Origin of the sequence: Pseudomonas sp. PvP028 (assembly GCF_017832255.1) — a bacterium.
Lineage (GTDB): Bacteria > Pseudomonadota > Gammaproteobacteria > Pseudomonadales > Pseudomonadaceae > Aquipseudomonas > Aquipseudomonas syringae.
In genome coordinates, this window is the sequence record NZ_JAFIBL010000001.1 from 1,337,664 (window position 1) to 1,360,063 (window position 22,400).

26 protein-coding genes are annotated in these 22,400 nt (G+C 60.1%); 16 read left to right on the forward strand and 10 right to left on the reverse strand.

The genetic code is table 11. The features are described from left to right. Positions 1-6: 6 nt before the first annotated feature. The 4 genes from JOE34_RS05970 to JOE34_RS05985 all read left to right on the forward strand — a co-directional run bounded on the left by JOE34_RS05970 (position 7) and on the right by JOE34_RS05985 (position 3,761). Positions 7-1,128 (forward strand): uroporphyrinogen-III C-methyltransferase, encoded by a 1,122-nt coding sequence (locus JOE34_RS05970; protein WP_032659634.1) that lies wholly within the window; start codon positions 7-9, stop codon positions 1,126-1,128. After that, positions 1,125-2,369 carry a heme biosynthesis protein HemY gene (locus JOE34_RS05975; protein WP_004403524.1) on the forward strand — a complete coding sequence of 415 codons (1,245 nt, stop codon included), beginning with the start codon at positions 1,125-1,127 and terminating at the stop codon, positions 2,367-2,369. The genes JOE34_RS05970 and JOE34_RS05975 overlap by 4 nt, the downstream gene beginning before the upstream one ends. A 216-nt stretch (positions 2,370-2,585) precedes the next feature. Then, on the forward strand, positions 2,586-3,113 hold the full coding sequence (locus JOE34_RS05980) for a disulfide bond formation protein B (RefSeq protein WP_004403522.1): 528 nt from the start codon (positions 2,586-2,588) through the stop codon (positions 3,111-3,113). A 174-nt stretch (positions 3,114-3,287) separates the two neighbouring features. Beyond that, positions 3,288-3,761, forward strand: coding sequence for an Rsd/AlgQ family anti-sigma factor (locus tag JOE34_RS05985; protein ID WP_003340038.1), 474 nt, complete (start codon positions 3,288-3,290; stop codon positions 3,759-3,761). A gap of 78 nt (positions 3,762-3,839) precedes the next feature. On the opposite strand, the gene JOE34_RS05990 is transcribed toward JOE34_RS05985, so the two are convergent. Continuing rightward, positions 3,840-4,517, reverse strand: a complete 678-nt coding sequence (locus JOE34_RS05990; RefSeq protein WP_003340040.1) for an FKBP-type peptidyl-prolyl cis-trans isomerase — start codon at positions 4,515-4,517, stop codon at positions 3,840-3,842. 216 nt (positions 4,518-4,733) lie between these two features. Here JOE34_RS05990 and JOE34_RS05995 point away from each other — a divergent pair, with 216 nt between their 5' ends. Next, on the forward strand, positions 4,734-5,747 hold the full coding sequence (locus tag JOE34_RS05995) for an AlgP family protein (protein WP_209995290.1): 1,014 nt from the start codon (positions 4,734-4,736) through the stop codon (positions 5,745-5,747). Here the strand turns inward: JOE34_RS05995 and JOE34_RS06000 are convergent. After that, positions 5,744-6,220: a TIGR02444 family protein gene (locus JOE34_RS06000; RefSeq protein WP_198699859.1), complete on the reverse strand. Its 477-nt coding sequence runs from the start codon at positions 6,218-6,220 to the stop codon at positions 5,744-5,746. The two genes, JOE34_RS05995 and JOE34_RS06000, sit on opposite strands and share 4 nt — an antisense overlap. Before the next feature lie 46 nt (positions 6,221-6,266). On the opposite strand from JOE34_RS06000, the gene JOE34_RS06005 reads away from it, so the two are divergent. The 6 genes from JOE34_RS06005 to JOE34_RS06030 all read left to right on the forward strand — a co-directional run bounded on the left by JOE34_RS06005 (position 6,267) and on the right by JOE34_RS06030 (position 12,520). Continuing rightward, positions 6,267-8,177: an ATP-binding cassette domain-containing protein gene (locus JOE34_RS06005; RefSeq protein ID WP_004403512.1), complete on the forward strand. Its 1,911-nt coding sequence runs from the start codon at positions 6,267-6,269 to the stop codon at positions 8,175-8,177. 16 nt (positions 8,178-8,193) lie between these two features. Continuing rightward, positions 8,194-8,787: a mechanosensitive ion channel family protein gene (locus JOE34_RS06010; RefSeq protein WP_209996833.1), complete on the forward strand. Its 594-nt coding sequence runs from the start codon at positions 8,194-8,196 to the stop codon at positions 8,785-8,787. A 240-nt stretch (positions 8,788-9,027) separates the two neighbouring features. Next, positions 9,028-9,660, forward strand: a complete 633-nt coding sequence (locus JOE34_RS06015) for a LysE family transporter (protein WP_003421569.1) — start codon at positions 9,028-9,030, stop codon at positions 9,658-9,660. 156 nt (positions 9,661-9,816) lie between these two features. Next, positions 9,817-11,715, forward strand: a complete 1,899-nt coding sequence (locus JOE34_RS06020) for a cytochrome c/FTR1 family iron permease (protein WP_024664237.1) — start codon at positions 9,817-9,819, stop codon at positions 11,713-11,715. Between the two features lie 208 nt (positions 11,716-11,923). Continuing rightward, positions 11,924-12,151 carry a hypothetical protein gene (locus tag JOE34_RS06025; RefSeq protein WP_003437135.1) on the forward strand — a complete coding sequence of 76 codons (228 nt, stop codon included), beginning with the start codon at positions 11,924-11,926 and terminating at the stop codon, positions 12,149-12,151. A gap of 84 nt (positions 12,152-12,235) precedes the next feature. Then, positions 12,236-12,520: a hypothetical protein gene (locus JOE34_RS06030; RefSeq protein ID WP_003318443.1), complete on the forward strand. Its 285-nt coding sequence runs from the start codon at positions 12,236-12,238 to the stop codon at positions 12,518-12,520. A 68-nt stretch (positions 12,521-12,588) separates the two neighbouring features. On the opposite strand, the gene JOE34_RS06035 is transcribed toward JOE34_RS06030, so the two are convergent. Together JOE34_RS06035 and prlC are read right to left on the reverse strand one after the other, a co-directional pair. Continuing rightward, positions 12,589-12,876 (reverse strand): YheV family putative zinc ribbon protein, encoded by a 288-nt coding sequence (locus JOE34_RS06035; protein WP_003318444.1) that lies wholly within the window; start codon positions 12,874-12,876, stop codon positions 12,589-12,591. Beyond that, on the reverse strand, positions 12,873-14,924 hold the full coding sequence (gene prlC / locus JOE34_RS06040; RefSeq protein WP_010423103.1) for an oligopeptidase A: 2,052 nt from the start codon (positions 14,922-14,924) through the stop codon (positions 12,873-12,875). Before prlC ends, JOE34_RS06035 begins: the two co-directional genes overlap by 4 nt. A gap of 112 nt (positions 14,925-15,036) precedes the next feature. On the opposite strand from prlC, the gene JOE34_RS06045 reads away from it, so the two are divergent. Beyond that, the gene (locus tag JOE34_RS06045) at positions 15,037-15,582 is read left to right on the forward strand and encodes a gamma carbonic anhydrase family protein (protein ID WP_003318447.1); all 546 of its coding nucleotides are present in this window, start codon (positions 15,037-15,039) and stop codon (positions 15,580-15,582) included. 171 nt (positions 15,583-15,753) lie between these two features. Here the strand turns inward: JOE34_RS06045 and JOE34_RS06050 are convergent, their stop codons facing one another. Further along, positions 15,754-16,809, reverse strand: a complete 1,056-nt coding sequence (locus JOE34_RS06050) for an aminopeptidase (RefSeq protein WP_209995292.1) — start codon at positions 16,807-16,809, stop codon at positions 15,754-15,756. A gap of 288 nt (positions 16,810-17,097) precedes the next feature. Here JOE34_RS06050 and JOE34_RS06055 point away from each other — a divergent pair, with 288 nt between their 5' ends. After that, positions 17,098-17,766 (forward strand): hypothetical protein, encoded by a 669-nt coding sequence (locus tag JOE34_RS06055; protein ID WP_004403484.1) that lies wholly within the window; start codon positions 17,098-17,100, stop codon positions 17,764-17,766. 85 nt (positions 17,767-17,851) lie between these two features. Continuing rightward, on the forward strand, positions 17,852-18,217 hold the full coding sequence (locus JOE34_RS06060; RefSeq protein WP_004408777.1) for a hypothetical protein: 366 nt from the start codon (positions 17,852-17,854) through the stop codon (positions 18,215-18,217). Here JOE34_RS06060 and JOE34_RS06065 read toward each other — a convergent pair whose 3' ends face one another. Both JOE34_RS06065 and JOE34_RS06070 read right to left on the reverse strand, forming a co-directional pair. Further along, a complete protein-coding gene (locus tag JOE34_RS06065; RefSeq protein WP_003318449.1) occupies positions 18,218-18,451 on the reverse strand; it encodes a DUF1161 domain-containing protein in 234 nt (77 codons plus the stop codon). A 118-nt stretch (positions 18,452-18,569) separates the two neighbouring features. Next, complete coding sequence (locus JOE34_RS06070) at positions 18,570-19,001, reverse strand: OsmC family protein (protein ID WP_003340074.1); 432 nt, start codon at positions 18,999-19,001, stop codon at positions 18,570-18,572. A gap of 212 nt (positions 19,002-19,213) precedes the next feature. On the opposite strand from JOE34_RS06070, the gene JOE34_RS06075 reads away from it, so the two are divergent. Further along, complete coding sequence (locus tag JOE34_RS06075; RefSeq protein WP_003413807.1) at positions 19,214-20,215, forward strand: LLM class flavin-dependent oxidoreductase; 1,002 nt, start codon at positions 19,214-19,216, stop codon at positions 20,213-20,215. A 137-nt stretch (positions 20,216-20,352) separates the two neighbouring features. On the opposite strand, the gene JOE34_RS06080 is transcribed toward JOE34_RS06075, so the two are convergent. Together JOE34_RS06080 and JOE34_RS06085 are read right to left on the reverse strand one after the other, a co-directional pair. Continuing rightward, entirely contained in the window at positions 20,353-20,577 is a 225-nt protein-coding gene (locus tag JOE34_RS06080) for a DUF1161 domain-containing protein (protein ID WP_003318454.1), read from the reverse strand. 145 nt (positions 20,578-20,722) lie between these two features. Then, positions 20,723-20,938, reverse strand: coding sequence for a dodecin (locus JOE34_RS06085; protein ID WP_003318455.1), 216 nt, complete (start codon positions 20,936-20,938; stop codon positions 20,723-20,725). A gap of 165 nt (positions 20,939-21,103) precedes the next feature. On the opposite strand from JOE34_RS06085, the gene JOE34_RS06090 reads away from it, so the two are divergent. Then, on the forward strand, positions 21,104-21,430 hold the full coding sequence (locus JOE34_RS06090) for a DUF883 family protein (protein ID WP_003318456.1): 327 nt from the start codon (positions 21,104-21,106) through the stop codon (positions 21,428-21,430). Here the strand turns inward: JOE34_RS06090 and JOE34_RS06095 are convergent, their stop codons facing one another. Then, complete coding sequence (locus JOE34_RS06095) at positions 21,431-22,387, reverse strand: LysR family transcriptional regulator (RefSeq protein ID WP_096113456.1); 957 nt, start codon at positions 22,385-22,387, stop codon at positions 21,431-21,433. Between the last annotated feature and the right edge of the window lie 13 nt (positions 22,388-22,400).

Below are 22,400 nucleotides of genomic sequence, written 5' to 3' on the forward strand. Positions count from 1 at the left end.
GGATACGTGAGCGAAACAGCCTTGCCTAAAGACGAAGAATCGGTGTTGAAAACGCCTGCATCCAAGCCTGAGCCAGTCCGCACCGAGCGCACCGGCAGCCGCAACAGTGGCCTGGTGTTCCTGGCCTTGCTGCTGGCAATTGCCGGTATCGCCGTCGCCGGCTGGGGAGTCTGGCAACTGCGCATGTTACAGGCCGGGCATCAGCAACAGCGCGGGCAGGTCGAGGACATCGCGGAACAGACCCTGGTGCTGGCGCAGAATGACCAGCAACTGAGCGCACGCATCGCACAATTCCCGCCCGCCAATCAGCTGGAAGACAGCCGACGTCTGGTCGCGCAACTGCAAGGCGATCAGCAGCGCCTCAGCCAGCGACTCGAAACCGTGCTGGGGGCGAGCCGCAAGGACTGGCGTCTGGCCGAGGCCGAGCATCTGCTGCGTCTGGCCAGCCTGCGCCTTTCAGCGCTGCAGGACATCAACAGTGCGCAAGCGCTGGTTCAGGGAGCCGACGAAATTCTGCGTGAGCAGGACGATCCAGGCTCATTCGCTGCCCGCGAGCAACTGGCCAAGAGCCTTGCCGCCCTGCGCAGCGTCGAGCAGCCGGACCGCACGGGGCTGTTTCTACAACTGGCGGCATTGCGTGAGCAGGCTGTGCAGCTCAACAAGCTGGCTCCCGAATACGAAGACAAAGGCGAGTCGCTTATGGGGCTGACCGCCGACAAGACCGAAACCAGCCGGTGGACGCAGTGGTGGGACGAGATCTCCCATTACTTCCGCATCGACTTCAACGCCGACAAGGACATCCGCCCGGTACTCGCCGGCCAGAGCCTTTCGCAGGTACGCCTGGCCCTGAGCCTGGCGTTGGAGCAGGCGCAGTGGGCAGCGCTTAACGGCGAGCCCGAGGTTTATTCCAAGGCCATCACCGAAGCGCAGAGCGTTCTGAAAGCCAACTTCGATCAGGACGACCCACAGGGCAAGGCACTCGGCCAGGGGCTTGATGCTGTCGCCAGCCAGCCGGTATCGGTGAAGACACCGGATCTGGCACCGACCCTGAGCGCCGTGCAGGCCTACCTTGAACGCCGTCACGCTGCCGGCCAGCCAGCCGAGGCGCAACAGGGGACCAGCCGATGAAGCGCTTCTATGTGCTGTTATTCATCGCGATCGCCGCTGCGGCGCTGATCGGGGTCGCCGTCGCCGAGCATTCCGGCTATGTCCTGATCGCCTATCAGAACTTCCGCTATGAATCGAGCCTGTGGGCGACCCTGGCGCTGCTGGTCGTTGCGCTGCTGGTGATCGCGCTGCTGAGGCTGCTGATCAGCCTGCTGACGACCTCAGGCCGCGTGGTCAACCCTTGGTCGCGTCGCAACCGCCGTCGTCGCGTGCAAATAGCCATCGAGCAAGGCCAGATGGACCTTGCCGAGGGCCGCTGGTCCAGCGCCCAACGTCATCTGCAACGCGCGGCCGAAGCCGATACTCATCCGCTGCTCTACTACATCGGTGCCGCACGTGCTGCCAACGAGCAGGGCCGCTACGAAGACTGCGACGCCTTGCTGGAACGCGCGCTCGAGCGTCAGCCACAAGCCGAGTTGGCGATCGCCCTGAATCACGCTCAACTGCAGCAGGACCGCGGTGACACCGACGGTGCGCTGACCACACTGCTGGCCATGAAAGAGCGTCATCCGCATAACCCACAGGTGCTTCGTCAGCTGCAACGCCTGCATCAGCAACGTGGTGACTGGTCCGATGTTGTCCGTCTGATGCCGGAACTGCGCAAGGACAAGGTCCTGCCCCCCAAGGAACTGGCCGAGCTGGAACGCCGCGCCTGGGGCGAGAACCTGAGCCTGGCGGCGTACAGTGAAGGCATCGAAGGCGCACCGACCGGTCTGCCTTCACTGGAAAGCGCTTGGCAAGGGCTGGGTTCTGCGCAACGTCAGGAGCCGCAATTGGTGCTGGCGTATGCCGATCAATTGCGCCGTCTAGGTGCCGAAGCCCAGGCTGAAGAGGTGCTTCGTAGCGCCCTCAAGCGCGAGTACAACAGCCATCTGGCGCGTCTGTACGGGCTGGTTCGCGGCACCGATCCGTTGAAGCAGCTGCAAGCGGCGGAAGGCTGGCTCAAGCACCATCCTGCTGATCCAAGCCTGTTGCTGAGCCTGGGACGTATCTGTCTGCAAGGCCGCTTGTGGGGCAAGGCGCGGGATTATCTGGAGAGCAGTCTGCGTATGGAACGCAATCCCGAAACCTGTGCCGAGCTGGCTCGTCTACTGGGCCAGCTGGGCGAGACGGATCGCAGCAATCAGCTGTTTCAGGAAGGCCTGGGCCTGCTCGACGAGCGCCTCCTGTCGCGCCCCTTGCCGGTGCTGACCAAGGCGTGAATCCACCGGAGAGTCCTCGGTGAGGGCTCTCCGTGCTGCCTCGCCAACCCGTCAAATTCAATGCGCGAGAATCGTCCTACATACATGTGTAAAAGAACCACGCGCCAGTGTGTTCTTTTTCCTCGGTAAACAGCGACGCATCCGTACGCCGCCACCTTGAATGCGCCGCCCCCTTTCCTCTACCGTAATCGTCTCGTCCTTTGTTACGGATTTGCCATGTATCTGGCTCGCACACGCTTTCTGTTTTTCCTGGCATCGCTGGCCTGTGCATCAATCATTGGCGTCGCCTTTTACCTGCAGCAAGCTGTCGGTCTCGACCCTTGCGCGCTGTGCATAGTGCAACGGGCTGCATTCATCGTCTGTGGCGTACTTGCGCTCTGCGCTGCCTGCCACGCCCCTGGCCCGACAGGCACGCGGCGCTACAGCCTGGCGCTTCTGCTGGTCGCTCTGGCCGGGCTTGCCACGGCAGGCACACAGGTGTGGTTGCAGACCGCCTCGGCCGATCAATTGATACCTGTTATTACCAGACTGGAGCACGTACTGAGCCTGCTCTCCCTGGACATGTGCATCGACCGGCTGCGAAGCGACGCGCTATTTTGCGCCGAAATCACCTGGACACTGTTCGGTATCAGCCTGCCGGAGTGGAGTCTGCTGGGTTTTACGGGTCTGGCGCTGTTGCCGCTGTATCCCCTTTTCAGCGAATTCAGCCACTGGCTGGCGACCAGAGATCGGGGCAGCTATTAAACGCTTGTATGAACTTTATCTCCTGCGTACCTTGATGGCCTTGTCGAGCGGGCATAATCTGGGCCGCACGCGTCACTGGAAATATGCTGTCCTGACGCATTTATCAGGCTTGGTCCCGGCTAATCACCCGGACCGGCACAGGACTGCATGCCCCTGAAGGGAAGAGAGAAGACCATGCTGGAAAGTTGTCAGAATGCTCAGGAACGCTGGGGCGGAGTGAACAAGCTGATCGATCGCTGGCTTCAAAGCCGTCTCGAACTGGTCGAAGCCTACGATGCGCTGGGCGACACGCCCGAAGCGCTGGCAGCCGACCTCGAGGGCCTGCAGAACTTCTGCGGGATTCTTGTGGATTACGTCTCTGCCGGGCACTTTGAAGTTTACGAACAACTGGGTGATGAAGCCCGGGCGTTCAATGACGAGCGTGGGCTCGAACTGGCAGACACGATCTATCCACGTCTGGACGTCATCACCAAGTTTGCCCTGACGTTCAATGATCGCTGCGAAAAGGGCGACTGCTCGGATGCGGCGGTGGTAGCCCGGGAATTCAATCAGCTGGGGCAACTGCTGCACGAGCGTTTCGAGCTGGAAGACTGCCTGATTGAAGTGCTGCACAACTCGCACAAGGAAGAGATCGCCGCTCAGGCGTGACCGTGCCGGTGACTGCGCTACACGCCAAGGGTGCTTATCGCACCCTTTCGCATGTCTGAACGCCGGTTTTACGCCCGCTTACTGTGAAACCGCAACCAGCTCGATTTCAAATACCAGCGGTGTAAACGGATCGATCAGATCACCAGCGCCCTCGGCGCCATAGGCTTGATCCGAAGGGATCACCAGCCGCCACTTCGCGCCGGTCGGCATGTTCTGCAAGGCGCTGGTCCAGCCGCTGATCACGCTGTCGAGCCGGAACCACTGGGGCTGGGTGCTCTGATCGAAGATCGTGCCGTCCGGCAAACGACCGACATAACGCACTTCAACCCGGCCATCGGCACTGGGCTTGGGGCCGGTACCCGGGGTCAGCTCGGTCATGAGAATGCCGTCAGCCATCACCTTCACACCCGGTTTGGCCTTCTCGCTGTCCATGAACGTGCGCTCGGCCTTGAGGGCCGCCTCGGTCGGCGCATCCGTACCGGCAGTCTCGGCCTGAGCGATAGCGGCGTCATGCTCGCGCAGAATCTGGTCGATGCGGTCCTGCTTGAGCGCCAGCGGCTTGCCCTGGTAAGCCTGCTGCAAGCCTTCTACCAACGCCTTGAGGTCCAGATCAGGGACTTCCTGATGCAACCGCTCGCCAAGGCTTGCACCCAGGCTGTAGGCGAGATCATGGCCGTCACTGGACGCCGGTGGCGCCTCGGCGGCCTGAGCCAGGGGAAGCAAGAGGAACAACGACGTTAACAGGTAGCGCGACATTAATGCTCTCCGGCCTGGGAAGGCAGCGATTATGCCTGCGCCAGCGCGAGTAGTGACGAGTCTTGTGACGTGAATTTCACAATGCCTTTGCATCGTGTCGAGCAATCATTTCTCTCAGTATGCAACAGGGACCCATGGATGCTGTCAAGATGCCCTAGCGGCGATGCGCGCAGAAGCCTAGTATGAGCCGCAATTTCGTCACCCAGGAGGTAAGTCATGTCGGCCAAAAAGAAGCCAGTAAATACTCCGTTGCATTTGCTCCAACAATTATCGGGCAGCTTGCTTGAACATCTGGAAGACGCCTGTTCCCAAGCCTTGGCTGATGCCGAGAAACTGCTCGCCAAGCTTGAGAAACAACGCGGCAAGGCGCAGGAAAAACTGCACAACTCCCGCATCAAGCTGCAGGACGCTGCCACTGCCGGAAAATCCAAGGCGCAGGCCAAGGCCAAAGGTGCCGTGTCCGAGCTGGAAGAGTTGCTGGACGCTCTCAAGGATCGTCAGACTGAAACCCGCACTTACATCCTGCACCTCAAGCGTGATGCACAGGAAAGCCTGAAACTGGCCCAGGGTATTGGCCGCGTGAAAGAGGCGGTCGGCAAGATCCTGACCACTCGCGACGCCAAGCCTGTCGCGCCTAAAGCCGCCGCCAAGGCACCTGTTGCCAAGACACCCACTGCCAAAGCTCCCGCAAAAACCGCAGCCAAAGCGCCGGTTAAAGCGGCCGCCGCCAAGCCAGTCGCCAAAGCCGCAGCCAAGCCTTCCGCAGTTGCCAAGCCAGCTGTCAAAACCGCTGCTGCCAAGGCCCCGGTAAAAGCCGCTGCCAAACCGGCCGCCCGCACGACTGCAGCAGCCAAGCCTGTCGCAGCCAGGACCACTGCCGCCAAACCGGCTGCGGCCAAGCCTGCTGCCACCAAGGCGCCGGCTGCCAAGCCCACCGCCAGCAGCGCTGCCAAACCAGCAGCAAAAGCGGCGGCCGCCAAACCTGCGGCGAAAGCGCCTGTGAAAGCGCCCGTCAAGGCACCGGCCAAAGCACCTGCCAAGGCACCTGTGAAAGCAGCGGCCAAGCCTGTCGCCAAACCTGCGGTCAAGCCAGCAGCGAAGCCAGCCGCCGCCAAACCGGCCACGCCAGCACCTGCTGCTGCAGCCAAGCCGACAACGCCTGCACCTGCTGCGCCAGCTGCCGCACCGGCAACACCTGCCAATGGCGCAACGCCAACCAGCGCTTCCTAAGTCTGGTCGACGGCAAGTCCAACCGCGATGCGCAGCACATGCAGCGCATCGCGGTTTTTTTCTGCGTCCCCTTCGGCAAGCTCGAGCAGCCACTCCTCTGCATTCCTCGCCTCACCTGCCGGCCAATCCCCGGTCAGTGCCTCAAGCTTCATCATCAGACCCTGCTCGGCCTCCAGTTCCAGCGCCTTGACCTTCATTCGTAATGGGGTGAGCAACGCATCTTCAAGCGCCGCATTGCGCCATTGATTACGCAAATCCCGCAGCGGACGCACCACATCGTCATGCCAGGGTGTCGCCAATTGCTTTATTTGCACCACTCGCTGAGCGTCACACGCCACGTCGCGCGTGCCCAGCCACACCCCGCAAAGCACCATGCACACGTTGGCCCCGTTGGCTTGCAGCGTCAGACAAGCCTGTTCCACACCCGGCCGGGCGTAGAAATCGAGGGTGAAACTCCAGAGCGCTGAAGGCATAGTGATCCACCTGTTCAGGACGAAGCTGGTAGACTCCGCCGCCATTATGATTCGACTTCAAAGCCTTACCTTACAGCGTGGTCCGCAACGTCTGCTAGAAGACGCCGAGCTGACTCTGCACGCCGGCCATAAAGCCGGTCTGATCGGTGCCAATGGCGCCGGTAAATCCAGCCTGTTTGCCCTGTTGCGTGGAGAGCTGACGCCGGATGCCGGCGACTGCCTGCTGCCCGCCGACTGGCGTATCGCGCACATGCGCCAGGAGGTCGACACACTCGAACGCCTGGCCGTGGATTACGTGCTCGATGGCGACGAGCGCCTGCGAGAAGTACAGAGCTCGCTGGCCGAGGCCGAAGCCGCGCAGGACGGCGCCGCTCAGGCACGTCTGCATTCGGAGCTCGACAGCGCCGACGGTTACACCGCCGACGCACGCGCTCGCAAGCTGCTGGCCGGGTTGGGCTTCACCAACGAGCAGATGGAGCGTCAGGTCGGCAGTTTCTCCGGTGGCTGGCGTATGCGCCTGAACCTGGCGCAGGCATTGATGTGCCCCTCGGACCTGCTGCTGCTCGACGAACCGACCAACCACTTGGACCTCGACGCCATTCTGTGGCTTGAAGACTGGCTCAAGAGTTACCCCGGCACCTTGCTGCTGATTTCCCACGACCGGGATTTTCTGGATGCCGTGGTCGATCACATCGCCCATGTCGAGCAACGCAAGATCACCTTGTACCGCGGCGGCTACAGCGCCTTCGAGCGGGCTCGTGCCGAACGTCTGGCCCAGCAGCAACAGGCTTACGAGAAGCAGCAGGTGCAACGTGCGCACATGGAAAAATACATTGCGCGCTTCAAGGCTCAGGCCACCAAGGCCCGTCAGGCACAAAGCCGGATCAAGGCGCTGGAGCGCATGGAAGAGCTGTCCGCAGCGCATGTCGACTCACCGTTCAACTTCGTCTTCCGTGAGTCCGACAAGATATCCAGCCCTCTGCTGGACCTGTCCGACGCGCGTCTGGGTTATGGCGACAAGACCATCCTCGAGAAGGTCAAGCTGCAACTCACGCCGGGCGCACGCATCGGTCTGCTGGGTCCGAACGGCGCAGGCAAGTCGACGCTGATCAAAAACCTCGCCGGCGAGCTTGAGCCGCAAAGCGGTCGGCTGGTGCGTGGCGAAAACCTCACCGTGGGCTACTTTGCCCAGCATCAGCTCGACTCACTGGACGCCAAGGCGACGCCGTTGCTGCACTTGCAGCGCCTGGCACCAACTGAGCGTGAACAGACGCTGCGCGATTTTCTTGGCGGTTTCGACTTCCGTGGCGCGCGTCTGGATGAGCCGGTGCTGAATTTCTCCGGTGGCGAGAAAGCCCGTCTGGCGCTGGCGCTGATCGCCTGGGAAAAGCCCAACCTGCTGCTGCTCGACGAACCGACCAACCACCTCGACCTGGAAATGCGCCTGGCGCTGACCATGGCCTTGCAGGAGTTCGGTGGCGCGGTACTGGTGGTGTCTCACGATCGGCACTTGCTCAAGAGCACGACCGATGACTTCCTGCTGGTGGCCGACGGTCGCGTGCAGGAGTTCGACGGCGATCTGGATGACTACACGCGCTGGCTGGCTGATTACCGGCTGCGCAACGCGCCGGTCAGCAACACGCCCGTCAATGCCGACAAGACCGACAAGAAAGCCCAGCGCCAGCAGGCAGCGGCCTTGCGTCAGCAACTGGCGCCGCACAAGCGCGAGGCCGACAAGCTGGAGCGTGATCTCGGACTGGTGAATGAAAAGCTCGCCAAGGTCGAAGAAGCACTGGCCGACAGCACCAACTACGAGGCGGCCAACAAGGACAAGCTGCGCGATCTGCTGGCCGAACAGGCCAAGCTGAAAGTGCGTGAATCCGAGCTGGAAGACGCCTGGATGCACGCTTTGGAACTGTTGGAATCAATGCAGGCCGAACTGGAAGCATTGTCGTGAGCGAGGCAGGCAAGTGATGGACGTGTTGGGCCTGCCAGTATCCGCTTACTGGCTTGAACCGCTGCTGGTGGGTGCGCAGATTCTGCTGATCCTGTTAGCCGGTTACGTACTGCAACGCATCGTCGGTGGTTTTCTGACCGGTCTGGGCCAGCGCTATCCGTTGCCACCAGAATTGCTGGTGCCGGTTCGCGGCGGCCTGCGCTGGTTCATTATGGGCAGCGCCTTTGTCCTCGTCCTGGGCCGACTCGGGGTGTCGGCCACGGTGCTGTGGACGGCACTGTCGGGCTTCGTCGCCGTTGCGGCGGTGGCGTTCTTCGCCATGTGGAGCGTGCTGTCGAACCTGCTCTGCGCCATTCTGATCTTCACCATCGGCCCGTTCCGTATCGGTGACATGGTCGAGCTGGTCGATACGCTGGACAAGCCGGGCGTGAAGGGCAGGGTGGTCGCCATCAATCTGATGTTCACCACGCTGATCGAAACCCCGGAAGCCGGTGGCGCATTGGTTCAGGTGCCCAACAGCCAGTTTTTCCAGAAGTCGGTGCGCCGCTGGCGCGGCAGCGATCTGTTTCCGCAGATGGTGGTTGCAAAGCAGCCGGATGAGCAGGATTAGGGTCTTTACGAAAAGTGGCTGCGCTCGGTGATGCTGCGTTAAAAACAGGCTCGAGCGCGAGTCCGATCGGAATACTCATTTACAACACGTAGAGTCGAACGCGACCCCGGCCGTTCCTCGCCTGTTTTTGCCTTGCCTGACCTCCGCTCGCCGACTTTTCGTAAAGACCCTAGAAATCGTTAGCGTTCCAAAGCAACCCGCATTAATTTACTGAGCATTCGACTTTGCTTGAGGTGCACGATGGCGCTTGAAACGTGGCTGGGCTTTTTTGCGGCCTGCTGGATTATCAGTCTGTCTCCCGGCGCGGGCGCCATCGCTTCGATGTCCTGCGGCCTGCAATACGGCTTCTGGCGTGGCTACTGGAATGCCCTGGGCTTGCAGATTGCCTTGGTTGCACAGATCGCCATTGTCGCGGCAGGTCTGGGTGCAGTGCTGGCGGCCTCCGATATGGCGTTCACGCTGATCAAATGGTTCGGCGTCGCGTATCTGGTCTATCTCGGCATCAAGCAATGGCGCGCCCTGCCAGCCGACCTGGCCGATGAATCCGCCGTGCGCCCGGTGGGCAAACCGATGACACTGGTATTGCGTGGTTTTCTGGTGAATATCAGCAACCCCAAGGCGCTGATTTTCATTCTGGCGATCCTGCCACAGTTCATCGACACGGCCGCTCCGCTGCTCATCCAGTACGCGATCATCGCGGCGACCATGGTGGTGGTCGATCTGATCGTGATGGCGGGCTACACCGGGCTGGCCTCCAAAGTGCTGCGCCTGCTCAAGACGCCTCGCCAGCAACGTCGCATGAATCGCACCTTCGCCAGCCTGTTCGTGGGCGCGGCAGGTTTCCTCGCGACGTTACATCGCGGTACGGCCTGAAACGTGTCGGTCTTGAGCCCTGAGCAGACACCCGCTTTGCTCAGGGCGACTGAAGGCTGAATGTAAGATTCTGTAACAAAAATGGACCTCGACTATTGAGTAGTGCCGTTGCGGCGTTAACAATGCAACGCTTCGCATTCCCGTCGAGATTCTGCAATGCCCGTCCATTCTCGTTTTCTTGCCTGGTTACTGTTGCCGCTCCTGGCGTTGGGCAGTTGCATTGCGCTGGCCGACCCGGTCGAGGGTGCGGCCCAGGCGCTGCATCTGCTCGATTACCTGGGGGCCGATTATCCGGCGACCGTGGCGGATGGCAAGGTTGTGGACACCGTCAAATATCAGCAACAGGTCGATAACCTGGCTGCGTTGCAGGGCTTGGTCGTTGCCTTGCCACAGCGCGCCGAGCGTGAGGCTCTGGAGCAGGCGGTAACCCAGCTGAAAAGCGCTGTGGCGGGTCGACAGGACGCTGCGCAGGTCACGCGTCAGGCGCGGCAGTTGAGTGCGAAGCTCGCGCTTGCCTATGAGGTCAGTCAGGCCCCGGCCATTACGCCGGACCCCGCCCGTGGCGCGCCCCTGTACGCTCAGCATTGTTCGGTGTGCCATGGCGACAGCGGTGCAGGGGATGGACCGGCAGGCATCGGCCTGGAACCGCCCCCCTCGAACCTGCGGGATACCGCGCGGCTGGATCGCCTGAGTCTTTACGATCTGTACAACGCGACCGGGCTGGGGATTGCCGGCACCGATATGCCCGCGTTCGCCGACCAGCTGGACGATCGCCAGCGCTGGGACATCGCGACCTATATCGCCAGCTTCAGCGCACAACCTGTCGCCCAGCCAGCCAAGACCTTCAACCTCGCCGATCTGGCTCGCCAGACGCCGGCCGAAGTCCAGGCTGCCGAAGGTCCGGACGCTACCGCCACCTTCCGGGCCCAACGCGCTCAGCCACCTCAGGTGCAGCGCGGCCCGGCGCAACTGCTGGATTACACCAGTGTAACGCTGGACAAGAGCCTGGCAGCCTACAAGGCTGGTGATCGCGAGCAGGCCTATGATTTGTCGGTCGCGGCATATCTGGAGGGTTTCGAGCTGGTCGAAAGCTCGCTGGATAACGTCGACGCCAATGTGCGCAAAGATACTGAAAAGAGCCTGATGGCTTACCGGCAGTCCTTGCAGGACAGCATGCCGCTACCTCAGGTTGCGCAGAAGCTGGAAGCAGCCAAAGGCAAGCTCAAGGAATCAGCGGATCTGCTAGGCAGCGACGGCCTGAGCCTGTCGCTGAGCTATATTTCGGGCCTGCTGATCCTGCTGCGTGAAGGGCTGGAAGCGATTCTGGTACTGGCGGCGATTCTGGCGTTTCTGCGCAACACCGGCCAGCAGTCTGCCGTACGCAGCGTCAACATCGGCTGGGGTCTGGCGCTGCTGGCCGGGCTGGCCACCTGGGCGCTCGCGGCGTATGTCATCGACGTCAGCGGCGCACAACGGGAATTGCTGGAAGGTGCCACCGCGCTGTTCGCCAGTGTGATGGTGCTTTGGCTCGGGGTGTGGATGCACGATCGTCGTCACGCTGCTGCGTGGCAGGACTACGTCAAAAGCAGCCTGGTCGGCGGCGGCGGTCGTTTCGGCTTCGCGCTGCTGGCGTTCTTCTCGGTCTACCGCGAACTGTTCGAAGTCATCCTGTTCTACGAAACCCTGTGGCTGCAGGCAGGCCCTGCCGGACACGATGCCGTGCTGGCGGGCGGCGCCACGGCGCTGGTGCTGCTCGTGGGCCTGGCGTGGGTCATCCTGCGCGGTTCGGCGAAGCTGCCGCTGTCGCTGTTCTTCGGTATCAACGCTGCGCTGCTCTGCGCACTGTCCGTGGTGTTTGCCGGTCACGGCGTCAAGGCGCTGCAGGAGGCGGGCATATTCGGCACACGGCCGGTGCCGTTCTTCGAGTTCGACTGGCTGGGCATTCACGCCGACCTGTACTCGCTCGGCGCACAGGCGATCGCCCTGATCGCCATTGCAGTGCTGTACGGCAGAAGTCGTCTGGCCGAGAAGCGCAGGCTGCAGACGGCAGACTGACGTTTGCCTGCCAGGGACAAGTGGTGCTCACCGCTTGTCCCTGCTTCCCCCGCAGCGTTGTTGCGATTCTGCGTCTTGACTTCCCGCCCTGTACAAAAAACCACCTGTTACTTCTGCCAGTAGACGCCCTTTTTCTTCAGGCCTAGTGTAGCGAAACGCCAACTCGGCTATCGGGTACTGGCGCATTTACCTGAGAACGGGGTGGGTGATGGCCAAGTATGAGATTCGGTTGTGGGCTGAAGACATTGAGGAACATGACCATCCTGAAATAGCCATTGAATTTTACGAAAACGATGACCTGCAGGAACACGCTTGGGTCAGGCTGCACCCGCGGGGAAAACACAAGATTCGCGGCGAACTGGGCAGAGATGAGGAAGTGCTGACGGTTCTGGCGCTGGCCTTCAGGAAGAAGGTGGCTGAGTTGGCCGATTGGTGACGCCTGGTAATAAAACCTGATTTACGCAGGTGCCGGAAAGGTATGCAGTACTGGCATCTCAATCAATAAAAGAGGATTGAGAACATGGCTAATTATGAAGTAAGACTTTCAAGCGCCGAACTTGAAGGCGACGCGACGCCTGAAGTACTCGTAGAGTTCTGGGACAGTGAAGCTGTCAATGAAAGAACAGGCCGCAAGGGAGACGTGGCGTTTACGGCGTTTGTAACGGCTTCCGGTAACGGCGACGGTTACGATACGGTCAAGAGCAAAGCCGACGTTGATGGGGTAGAGGGAATCGATGGCAAGGATGACGCCATTTTGATCGAACTGGCCAAAGCATTCACCAAAATGAATCTTTCCATCAAGTAAACAGCGACACGACCGTCAGGAGTGAGGGGCACTTTCGATGCCCCTCGACATGCTGAGTCAGACGTTGATCACTCCAAATCAACCGGCTTCTTCAACTTCGGATTCGGGAAGAACTGCACACCCTGAACCTTGGGATCCGCCGGTTTGACCACCGCCTTGTTGACCCGCGTACCCAACTCCTTCGGTATCGAAATACCCTGCTCGTTGAGCGTATCGCTGTAGCCGCAACTGACGCACTCGCGATGCGGCACGTCGTTTTCGTTCCACATCATCAGTTTGTCAGGCTCGCTGCACGCCGGGCAAACCGCCCCGGCGATAAAGCGTTTCTTGGTAATGACTACCGGTGTATCGGTCATGCTGCCGCGTCCTCACTCAAGCCACTGTGACGCAACAATGCGTCAATCGACGGCTCGCGTCCGCGGAAGTCGACGAACAGCACCATCGGTGCCTGCGAACCGCCACGCGCCAGAATGGCTTCGCGGAAGGCGCGTCCGGTTTCAGCGTTGAGCACGCCATCTTCCTCGAATTTCGAGAACGCATCGGCGGACAGCACTTCAGCCCACTTGTAGCTGTAATAACCGGCTGCGTAACCGCCTGCGAAGATGTGCGCGAAGCTGTTCGGGAAGCGGTTGTAGGCAGGCGGACGCATCACCGAGACTTCATCACGAACGCCTTCCAGAACTTCAAGCACGCTGCGGCCGTCACCGTGAGTGGCGTGCAGCTCGAAATCGAACATCGAGAACTCCAGCTGACGCACCATCATCAGGCCGGACTGAAAGTTCTTGGCAGCGAGCATCTTCTCCAGCAGATCCTGCGGCAGTGGCTCGCCGGTTTCGTAATGACCGGAGATCAGCGCCAGGCCTTCGGGCTCCCAGCACCAGTTTTCCATGAACTGGCTCGGCAACTCGACGGCGTCCCAGGCCACGCCATTGATACCGGATACCCCGGCATGCTCGACGCGGGTCAGCAGGTGATGCAGACCATGACCGAATTCGTGGAACAGCGTGGTCACTTCGTCGTGGGTCAGCAGCGCAGGCTTGCCGGCAACAGCAGGTGTGAAGTTACACACCAGATTGGCCACCGGGCTTTGCAACGTGCCTTGCGCCGTACGGCGACGGTCACGCGCGCCGTCCATCCAGGCACCACCACGCTTGTTGGCGCGGGCATACAGATCGAAGAAGAAGCGCCCGACGTGCTGGCCGTTTTCCTTGATCTCGAACAGACGAACATCCGGGTGCCAGGTGTCGAAGCCTTTCTGCTCGGCAATCTCGATGCCATACAGGCGCTGAACGATGGTGAACAGGCCGCCGAGCACCTTATCGACAGGGAAGTAGGCACGCAGGATTTCCTGGGAAACGCTGTAGCGCTGCTCGCGCAGCTTCTCGCCGTAGAAACCGCTGTCCCAGCTTTGCAGATCCGGGCAGCCCTGTTCGGCGGCATAGGCCTTGAGCTGCTCCAGGTCCTGGGCAGCAAAAGGCTTGCTGCGCTTGGCCAGGTCACGCAGGAAGCTCAGCACCTGATCGCTGGACTCGGCCATCTTGGTCGCCAGGCTCAGCTCGGCGTAGTTGGCATAGCCGAGCAATTGCGCGAGTTCCTGACGCAGGTCGAGGATCTGCTCCATGACCGGCGTGTTGTCGTTCTTGCCCGCGTTCGGGCCTTGATCCGACGCGCGGGTGGCGTACGCCGCATAGACTTCTTCGCGCAGTGCGCGGTCTTCGGCGTAGGTCATCACCGCGTAGTAGCTCGGGAATTCCAGCGTGATCAGATAGCCTTCCAGATCCTTGGCCTTGGCGGCGGCGGCCATCTGCTGTTTGGCAGAATCGGTCAGGCCGGCGAGGGCGGACTCATCGGCGACCAGCTTGGTCCAGGCCTGAGTGGCATCGAGCAGTTGGTTGGAAAACTGGCTGCCCAGCTCTGACAGTTTGCTCTGCACTTCGGCGTAACGCTTCTGCTGCTCTGGCGGCAGATCGATACCGGACAGGCGGAAGTCACGCAGCGACTGCTCCAGAATGGTCTTCTGGCCAACGTCGAAACCGGCGGCTTCCGGGCCATTGGCCAGAGCTTCATAGGCCTGGAACAGTGCGCTGTTCTGGCCCATCTCGGTGGAGTAGGCGCTCAAGGCCGGCAGGCACGATTCATACGCTTCGCGCAGCTCGGCGCTGTTGCACACGGCATTGAGGTGGCTGACGGGGCTCCAGGCAGCGCCCAGGCGGTCGTTCAGCTCGTCCATGGTCAGCACCAGCCCGGCCCAGGTCGGTGTCGAACCCTGTTTGGCGAGGATGTCGGCAATCGCGGCACGGTTATCCGCCAGGATCTGTTCGATAGCAGGTTTGACATGCTCGGCACGAATCGCCGAAAAGGGTGGCAGGTCGTACGATTGCAGAAGAGGGTTGTTCGCGCTCACGGTTTTGCACCTTGCCTTGAAGAAACACTCAGCCATCTTAATTACAATCGACGCCGACCGCAGCAACCAAACCCGCTCTACACGCCTATCACTGCCAAAGAAGGAGCCTATCGTGGCCATTCGCAAGTTTCAGGAGCACACCCCAGCCCTCGGCGAACGGGCCTTTGTCGATCATTCAGCGGTGGTTATCGGTGACGTCGAAATCGGCGCCGACAGCTCCGTCTGGCCGCTGACCGTGGTACGCGGCGACATGCACCGCATCCGCATCGGCGCCCGCACCAGCGTGCAGGACGGCAGCGTGTTGCACATCACCCACGCCGGCCCCTTCAACCCGGACGGTTTTCCACTGCTGATCGGCGATGAAGTGACCATCGGTCATAAGGCCATGCTGCACGGCTGCACAATCGGCAACCGCATCCTGGTCGGCATGGGCACCACCATCATGGATGGCGCGGTTGTCGAAGACGAGGTGATCATCGGCGCAGGCAGCCTGGTGCCGCCGGGCAAAGTGCTGGAAAGCGGCTTTTTGTACGTCGGTCGCCCGGTCAAACAGGTGCGCGCACTCACCGAAAAGGAAATCGCCTTCTTCCCGTACAGCGCGGCTAATTACGTGAAGCTCAAGGATCAGCACCTGGCTGAGGGGTTTGATAAGGGTTGAGGCCCGCTATTAATACTGCGCTCTGCACTCAGTCGGCCTTCAATTCTGGCCGAAGGCCGTAGGCGCGAGCCGGTGCGACGCTTCGCTTGTTCGCGAAGGCCGCGGTTCAAACGCCCTTTGTGTGGGCGCTGTACCGACCTCTTCGCGAGCAAGCTCGCTCCCACAGGAGCTTCAAGGCATCAACGCCCGTAGCGCCGCCTTGCGCGCCTCGACCGGCATCGCGCCCAACTTATCCACAGCGTGATAAAACGCCTGCCAGTCGCCATTCACCTGCCTGAACAACGTCTCGAACGCTGGCACCCATTGATCGTAAAGACCAAAAGGCAGCAGTTTGGCGTTGTTCATCGGGCTGTTGATCCAGGCATCGAAACGCTTGTCGCCAGCCCACTGCTCATCCCGCAACGTGCGGTAATCACGACGCATCCGCTCGAATGCTTCAGCCTTGCGCGCGCGCATCACTTCGGCCGACAGGGGTTGACGATAAAGCGCCTTGAGTCGCTCCCGGGTGTCGAGCACCAACCGGGTAAACTGATCACGCCGCGCCGACTGCGAAACACTCTCCGGCGGCAATCCCCGCGCCGCACGCCATTGCCGCGTACCTTCCTGCTCGACGAAACTGGCGTAGGACTCGTTGAACTCGGTGTCGTCCTTCACATAAAAACGCTGATGCGCCAACTCATGAAAAATCAGCGTGGCCAGACGCTCGTCACCCCAGCCCATCATCGAACTGAGAATCGGATCATTGAACCAACCCAGCGTCGAATAGGCTTCCACGCCACTCAAATACACATCCTTGCCCGCCTGGCGCTGCAACGCAGCCTCGCCACGCGCCCCGCCAGGGCTGTAATAACCGCGATACGCGACACACCCTGCAATCGGAAAACAATGCGTGACCGGCTCCAGCGAGAACTCATCCGTCGCGAACACATTCCACACCACATAAGGGCGGCCCAGGTCCGCATACAGGCGGTAACTCTTGTTGTCCGGCAGATGCAAATGCTCACTGGCAAACGTGCGCGCCAACTGCGACCGGGCCAGATGCTCGCGCAAACCCGCATCCCGAGTCGGGTCAGCCACGATCTTCTCTACCGGCTCGCGTGCCTGCAGCAACCGCCACTGCCCTTGAGCCAACTGGCCGTAATAGGAAACGCTGGAGCAGCCGGCAAGCAGCGTGACGGCCGTCAGCGCTAGCAGGTGTCGATGGCGTGGTAGAGGGTGTGTGGCCATAAAGGGAAGGACTTTGGTGGCTTGGGTACGGTGATGTTATGCAGGAGGGGAGTGGGGATGTGCAACTGTTACGAGGATTGAAGGGTATGGAGACTCAAACCACGGACGAGCTGGAACGTACCAAGCTGTGCGCCCGTGTAAAAAGCTATTTTCATCAGACACAAACAGAAAACCCACCGTGCAGGTGGGCTTTAGGTATTGCTATATCATCTGTCCGTGGGGGGAGGCATAAGCCAGCTAGGCCCTCGGCAAGTGGAAAGACTATAGGGAGATTTGCAGTTGTCGTCAATGTCAGCCTTAGAGGTCGCAAAGGCAATCAGATTATCCATTTCCTCTGCCCGGATTTCGACGTATGAAAACGCAGCGCGCGCTGTGGGCCGAGGTCTTGATGAGGCCCTCACCTTGTATGCCTGGAACGCCCTCGTCTCTGCAGCGTTCCTTACGCCTCTACACCTGTGCGAGGTGATTGTTCGTAACGGTGTTGCAGACGCAATCGCTTCGGTTTACGGCCCCGAGTGGCCTTGGAGTCCCGGCTTCGAGCAGAGCTTGCCCAATGTTACAGGTCCGGTTTTCAAGCCAAAACAAGAGCTTGCAAGAGCCCGACAGAAATGTGGCACAACCGGCGCCGTCATCGCGGAGTTGAAATTCGTCTTTTGGGAAAAAATGTTCACAAAACGATTTGAAGGCCGTATCTGGGCCCCTTATCTGTACCGCTTTTTTCCAAACCTCGAAAAGTGCTTCACTGTATCTGCCCACCGAGCAAAGATCGCGGCTGATCTCGAACAAATCCGATTGCTTCGAAATCGAATTGCTCATCATGAGCCAATCTTTTCACGAAACCTGAGAAGCGATTTTGCCGTTATCCAACGCTTGACCGAAACACGCTGCGCAGTTTCTGCAGACTGGATGAATGGCCAACAGCAGGTCATCTCAACGGTTGCCACTAAACCTTTTTAAACAGAGGTACACCTCGGTGCCAAACCGTCTTCTGATACTGATAACCGCATTCACTCTAGCCACCCTCGCCGGATGCGCCGGTCCCTTGCCCGCCGTCAATCCGGACATGGCGTGGGTCGACATGCGCACCATCACCGGCCAGTTGATCATGGGCGACAAGCTCGATGGCAAGAACACGTATGACGGGCGCTACTTTCAAGTCACGCCGGGCAGCCATGAGTTGCAGGTGCGTTATGACTATGAGTACCGCTCGGGCGGCATGGGGATGATCGGCGACGAGTACACCGAGATCACCTGTTACGTCAGTGTTCGTTACGACCACTTCGCTGCCGGGCAGCGCTATGTGCTGGAGGTACGCTCACTGGCGAACAGTGTCGATGCCTGGCTTTACGATGCAGAGCGCAAGGTGGTGGCCGAGGAGGAAGAAGAGGGCGGGGTGCACTGCATCTGATCAGCGTCCGTTGAGCTGATAGATGATCTTTTTCGTACCGTTGTCGCAGCTGCCGACGATCATGCTTGGATCGGTGGCTTCTTCGTTGCTCACGATTTCCAGCGTATAGGACGTGACGTTGTTGGCCTGGATCTTGGCTTCGATTTCAGCCTTGAGTTCTTCGCAGGATTTCGGTGCCGCCAGGGCACTGGTTGCCAGCAGGGTGCAGGTCGCTGCCAGAATAAAACGTTTCATGCTCGACTCCTGATCATAATCAAACCATGCGTCAACCAACGCATGACCGATGAAGCAAGCCAGCTTTATACAGCAGATACAGGAGCGCACAAGGCGCCCCCGCAAGGCTGGCTGTGAATCAGCTCAGCAATGTCGCATCCAGGGTGATCTTGGCGTTCAGTACCTTGGAAACCGGGCAGCCTTCTTTGGCCTGCTTGGTCAACTCGTCGAACTTCTCTTGGGTCGCGCCTGGCACTTTGGCCTTGAGGGTCAAATGCACAGCGCTGATCGCGAAACCGCCTTCTACCTGATCCAGCGACACCTCAGCCTGAGTATCGATGCTTTCAGCAGTCAGGCCTGCACCGCCCAGAATCATGGACAGTGCCATCGAGAAACAGCCTGCGTGGGCTGCACCGATCAGTTCTTCCGGGTTGGTGCCTTTGCCGCCTTCAAAACGTGCCTTGAAGCCGTAAGGTGCTTCGCGCAACACGCCGGTTTCCGTGGAGATGCTGCCGATACCGCTTTTCAGATCACCTTCCCAGTGGGCGGATGCTTTCTTGACGATGCTCATAGTGGCTCCTTTTGGAATGAATTTGGATCGTTGCTGTTACAGCATTCTGAGGATAGACGGCTCTGGAAAGTTCAACCGTCGGAAAGACCTACCATTTCAGTAGGTTTTTCTACACTGCCCCATTGAAAAGCCGGACTTGCGCCCGCACTGCTGTTTCATCGTGGGCAGCTCCAGCAGCCGGCCCATCACAATTCGAGGAGCTACCCCGGCCTATGAAACGTCTGGCAGATGTAAAAATTTCCACCCTTGATCTGGTGCCGGTGCGCCACGACAAAGGGCCCGCCGAATCGCTGCGCAACTCGCTGAACCTCGCCCAGCATGTCGAAAAGCTCGGTTACAACCGCTTCTGGGTGGCCGAACACCACAACATGGACGGCATCGCTAGTTCAGCGACTGCGGTGCTGCTCGCCTACCTTGCAGGCGGCACGTCGACCATTCGTGTCGGGTCGGGCGGGATCATGCTGCCCAACCACGCGCCGTTGGTGATTGCCGAGCAGTTCGGCACCCTGGCCAGCCTGTATCCAGGTCGCATCGACTTGGGGCTGGGCCGCGCACCGGGCTCTGACCAGATGACTGCGCGTGCCTTGCGCCGCGAGCGCTCCGGCAGTGCCGATGACTTTCCGGATGATGTCACCGAGCTGATGGAATATTTGGGCCCGCGCACGCCTGATCAAAAAGTGATCGCCGTACCCGGTTCAAACACCAACGTGCCGATCTGGCTGCTCGGCTCGAGCCTGTTCAGCGCCCAGCTGGCAGGCATGCGCGGCTTGCCGTATGCCTTCGCCTCGCACTTTGCGCCGCGTTACATGCACGAGGCGATTCGCGTGTATCGCAATCACTTCCAGCCATCGGAAGTGCTCGACAAGCCTTACGTGATGCTCGGCGTGCCCCTGTCGGCAGCCGACACGGACGAGCATGCCGAATACCTGGCGACCTCGGTCTATCAGCGCATTCTGGCGCTGATGCGTGGACACAGCCTGATGCAGCGTCCGCCTGTCGAATCGATGGACGGTCTGTGGCTGCCACACGAGCGTGAGGCCGTAGCAAGCTTCCTCGGGCTGGCGATGGTGGGTGGCCCGGACAAGATCCGCGCCAAGCTGGATGTGCTGCTTGAGCAGACCGACGCTGATGAGTTGATCTTCACCTGTGACATGTACGAGCACGAGGATCGACTGCGCTCATACGAGATCCTCGCGCAGGTCGCACACGGCTAAGCGATTTTCCGAATCGGAAAAAACCAGCCACAAACAGAATCGCCCCGGACTGGATGACAGCCCGGGGCGATTCTGTTCGTGAAACCTGCAAACGGGATTAGCCGGGCAAACCGGCCTGAGCCGGGCCTGGCTGGCAATCAACCGCGCTGGTAAACGATTTCCTTGGTGCCGCCTTCGCAGGTGCCGACGACTTGCTTGTCGGCTGCGCTGCCTTTCTCGACCACTTCCAGCGTGTAGGACGTTACGCCCTTCGCCTGGAGTCTGGCATCGAGTTCACTTTTCAACTCTTCACATGGCTTGCCTGCCGCGAGGGCAGTGCCTGCAATGCTCAGCAAGCCTACAGCCAACAAAAACTTCTTCATGGGTAATCCCTTTCGTCCGGCCAAATGAAGACGCCATCGGTACAGGCGCCCATTGAAATCCCCACGCTCACACAGCGAACGCGTGGCCACATCTGCGTGTAGCGCAATTTATGGCAATCGGCCAGCCGAAAGGTTCAGATCACCCTCAGCTGTTGGTGATGCGGAAGCCCACTTTCAATGTCACCTGGAAGTGCGCGACTTTGCCGTTTTCGATATGGCCGCGGGTTTCAGTCACTTCGAACCATTCCATCAGGTCGAGGCTTTTGCTGGCTTCGGCCAGGGCATTGTTGATGGCGTCTTCGATGGTGGTCGTGGAAGAGCCTACGATTTCAACTTTCTTGTACGTGTGATGATCCGACATGGCAGTTCTCCTGAGGTCTGAAAAAGACGCGATATAGAGCGCGCTCCCTGCTTCTGTCAGGAGAAGGCGCGCAAAAGTTCAGACCTTTGCAAAAATCCCATCGCACTTTCCAAAAAGCCCGGAGTCCGAAACAACACGCTCACTCATCATTGCAGGAGAAACACCATGGCTACTACGTCACTTCGCAAAGCCTCGTTGCAGAGTATGGAAGCTGAAATCGAGAGCCTCCTGAAGTCCCTCGAGGGCCTGAAAGCCGATGCTACCGACGAGTCGCGCAAGACTCTGAAGAATCTGAAAGCCAACGCTGAAAGCGCGCTGAGCCATTCGCGCAGCCTGCTCAGCGATGTCTACGAAGACGTCAAAGAGAAAACCCGCGAAAACGCACTGGCAACTCGTGACTACGCTCAGGAACATCCTTGGACCACCGCCGGCGTTGCGGTAGGTGCCATCGGCCTGATCGCTGCCTATATGCTGTTCAAGCGCGGTAACTGATCAGTTTCTGATCGGTTCCCCGGACCGCTTCAGCTCATTTTTCAACCATTGAGCAAGCTGCTGCGCCCGTCCATCGGCCGCACGTCTGGGTACCCAAAGCGCCAGCTGCGCCGGGGTTTCACTGAACCCCCAAGGCGCAGCCAGGCGACCGGCCTTCAGGTCATCGATGACCAGAGGTTCCGGCGCAATCGCGATGCCAAGGCCCGCCACGGCCGCCTCCAGCAAATAATACAAATGCTCGAAACCCTGCCCGTAACGCAATGACTGCGGGTCGATACCATTCTGCTGCGCCCAGCTTGGCCACGCCTGCGGACGCGATGTGGTTTGCAGCAATGATTCTTCCAGCAATGCCTCGACAGGTGCATCGCACAGACGCTCGAATCGCGCGAAGCGTGGGCTCAACACCGGTCCGATCCGCTCGCTTGCCAGTTCGAATACCTGCATGTCTGCCGGCCACGGCGGCTCGGCAAAGATCAACAGGGCATCAAGCCCTGGCCGACGCGGGTCAAGATCACCTTCGCCTGCCGACAAGTGCAGACGCAGATCCGGCAGCTCGGCATTCAGGCGGCTCAAGCGTGGGATAAACCAGCGCGCCAGCAGGCTGCCCGAGCACCCCAGCACGAACGGCGCGTCTGCGCTGCCCTTGCTCAGCTCTGCACACACGCCGCGCAACCGGTCGAACGCGTCGCCGCTGACATCGCGTAGACGAATACCTGCATCTGTGAGTTTCAAGCCTCGTCCGTCCTTGCTGAACAGGCTTACACCCAGGTGCTCTTCAAGCACTTTCAATTGGCGACTGACAGCGCCATGCGTCACGTTCAACTGTTCAGCCGCCTGACTGACACTGCCAAACCGGGCAGTGCTTTCAAAGGCGCGCAATGCATTGAGGGGAGGGAGGTCGCGGCTCATGATCTGTGAGTTTTCCTGACAGGTTACGGCGATCTTATCGGTTTTCATCCGGCCTTGCGCT

Bases quoted from the DNA above. Each gene is read 5' to 3' on its own strand.
- JOE34_RS06070 (WP_003340074.1), bottom strand. From the start codon at position 19,001: ATGAGCATCGTCAAGAAAGCATCCGCCCACTGGGAAGGTGATCTGAAA.
- JOE34_RS06065 (WP_003318449.1), bottom strand. From the start codon at position 18,451: ATGAAACGTTTTATTCTGGCAGCGACCTGCACCCTGCTGGCAACCAGT.
- JOE34_RS05980 (WP_004403522.1), top strand. From the start codon at position 2,586: ATGTATCTGGCTCGCACACGCTTTCTGTTTTTCCTGGCATCGCTGGCC.
- JOE34_RS06010 (WP_209996833.1), top strand. From the start codon at position 8,194: ATGGACGTGTTGGGCCTGCCAGTATCCGCTTACTGGCTTGAACCGCTG.
- JOE34_RS06080 (WP_003318454.1), bottom strand. From the start codon at position 20,577: ATGAAGAAGTTTTTGTTGGCTGTAGGCTTGCTGAGCATTGCAGGCACT.
- JOE34_RS06035 (WP_003318444.1), bottom strand. From the start codon at position 12,876: ATGACCGATACACCGGTAGTCATTACCAAGAAACGCTTTATCGCCGGG.
- JOE34_RS06030 (WP_003318443.1), top strand. From the start codon at position 12,236: ATGGCTAATTATGAAGTAAGACTTTCAAGCGCCGAACTTGAAGGCGAC.
- JOE34_RS06015 (WP_003421569.1), top strand. From the start codon at position 9,028: ATGGCGCTTGAAACGTGGCTGGGCTTTTTTGCGGCCTGCTGGATTATC.
- JOE34_RS06055 (WP_004403484.1), top strand. From the start codon at position 17,098: ATGTCAGCCTTAGAGGTCGCAAAGGCAATCAGATTATCCATTTCCTCT.
- JOE34_RS05995 (WP_209995290.1), top strand. From the start codon at position 4,734: ATGTCGGCCAAAAAGAAGCCAGTAAATACTCCGTTGCATTTGCTCCAA.
- JOE34_RS06090 (WP_003318456.1), top strand. From the start codon at position 21,104: ATGGCTACTACGTCACTTCGCAAAGCCTCGTTGCAGAGTATGGAAGCT.
- JOE34_RS05990 (WP_003340040.1), bottom strand. From the start codon at position 4,517: ATGTCGCGCTACCTGTTAACGTCGTTGTTCCTCTTGCTTCCCCTGGCT.
- JOE34_RS06025 (WP_003437135.1), top strand. From the start codon at position 11,924: ATGGCCAAGTATGAGATTCGGTTGTGGGCTGAAGACATTGAGGAACAT.
- JOE34_RS05975 (WP_004403524.1), top strand. From the start codon at position 1,125: ATGAAGCGCTTCTATGTGCTGTTATTCATCGCGATCGCCGCTGCGGCG.
- JOE34_RS06000 (WP_198699859.1), bottom strand. From the start codon at position 6,220: ATGCCTTCAGCGCTCTGGAGTTTCACCCTCGATTTCTACGCCCGGCCG.
- JOE34_RS06095 (WP_096113456.1), bottom strand. From the start codon at position 22,387: ATGAAAACCGATAAGATCGCCGTAACCTGTCAGGAAAACTCACAGATC.
- JOE34_RS06085 (WP_003318455.1), bottom strand. From the start codon at position 20,938: ATGTCGGATCATCACACGTACAAGAAAGTTGAAATCGTAGGCTCTTCC.
- JOE34_RS06005 (WP_004403512.1), top strand. From the start codon at position 6,267: ATGATTCGACTTCAAAGCCTTACCTTACAGCGTGGTCCGCAACGTCTG.
- JOE34_RS06050 (WP_209995292.1), bottom strand. From the start codon at position 16,809: ATGGCCACACACCCTCTACCACGCCATCGACACCTGCTAGCGCTGACG.
- JOE34_RS06075 (WP_003413807.1), top strand. From the start codon at position 19,214: ATGAAACGTCTGGCAGATGTAAAAATTTCCACCCTTGATCTGGTGCCG.
- JOE34_RS05985 (WP_003340038.1), top strand. From the start codon at position 3,288: ATGCTGGAAAGTTGTCAGAATGCTCAGGAACGCTGGGGCGGAGTGAAC.
- JOE34_RS06020 (WP_024664237.1), top strand. From the start codon at position 9,817: ATGCCCGTCCATTCTCGTTTTCTTGCCTGGTTACTGTTGCCGCTCCTG.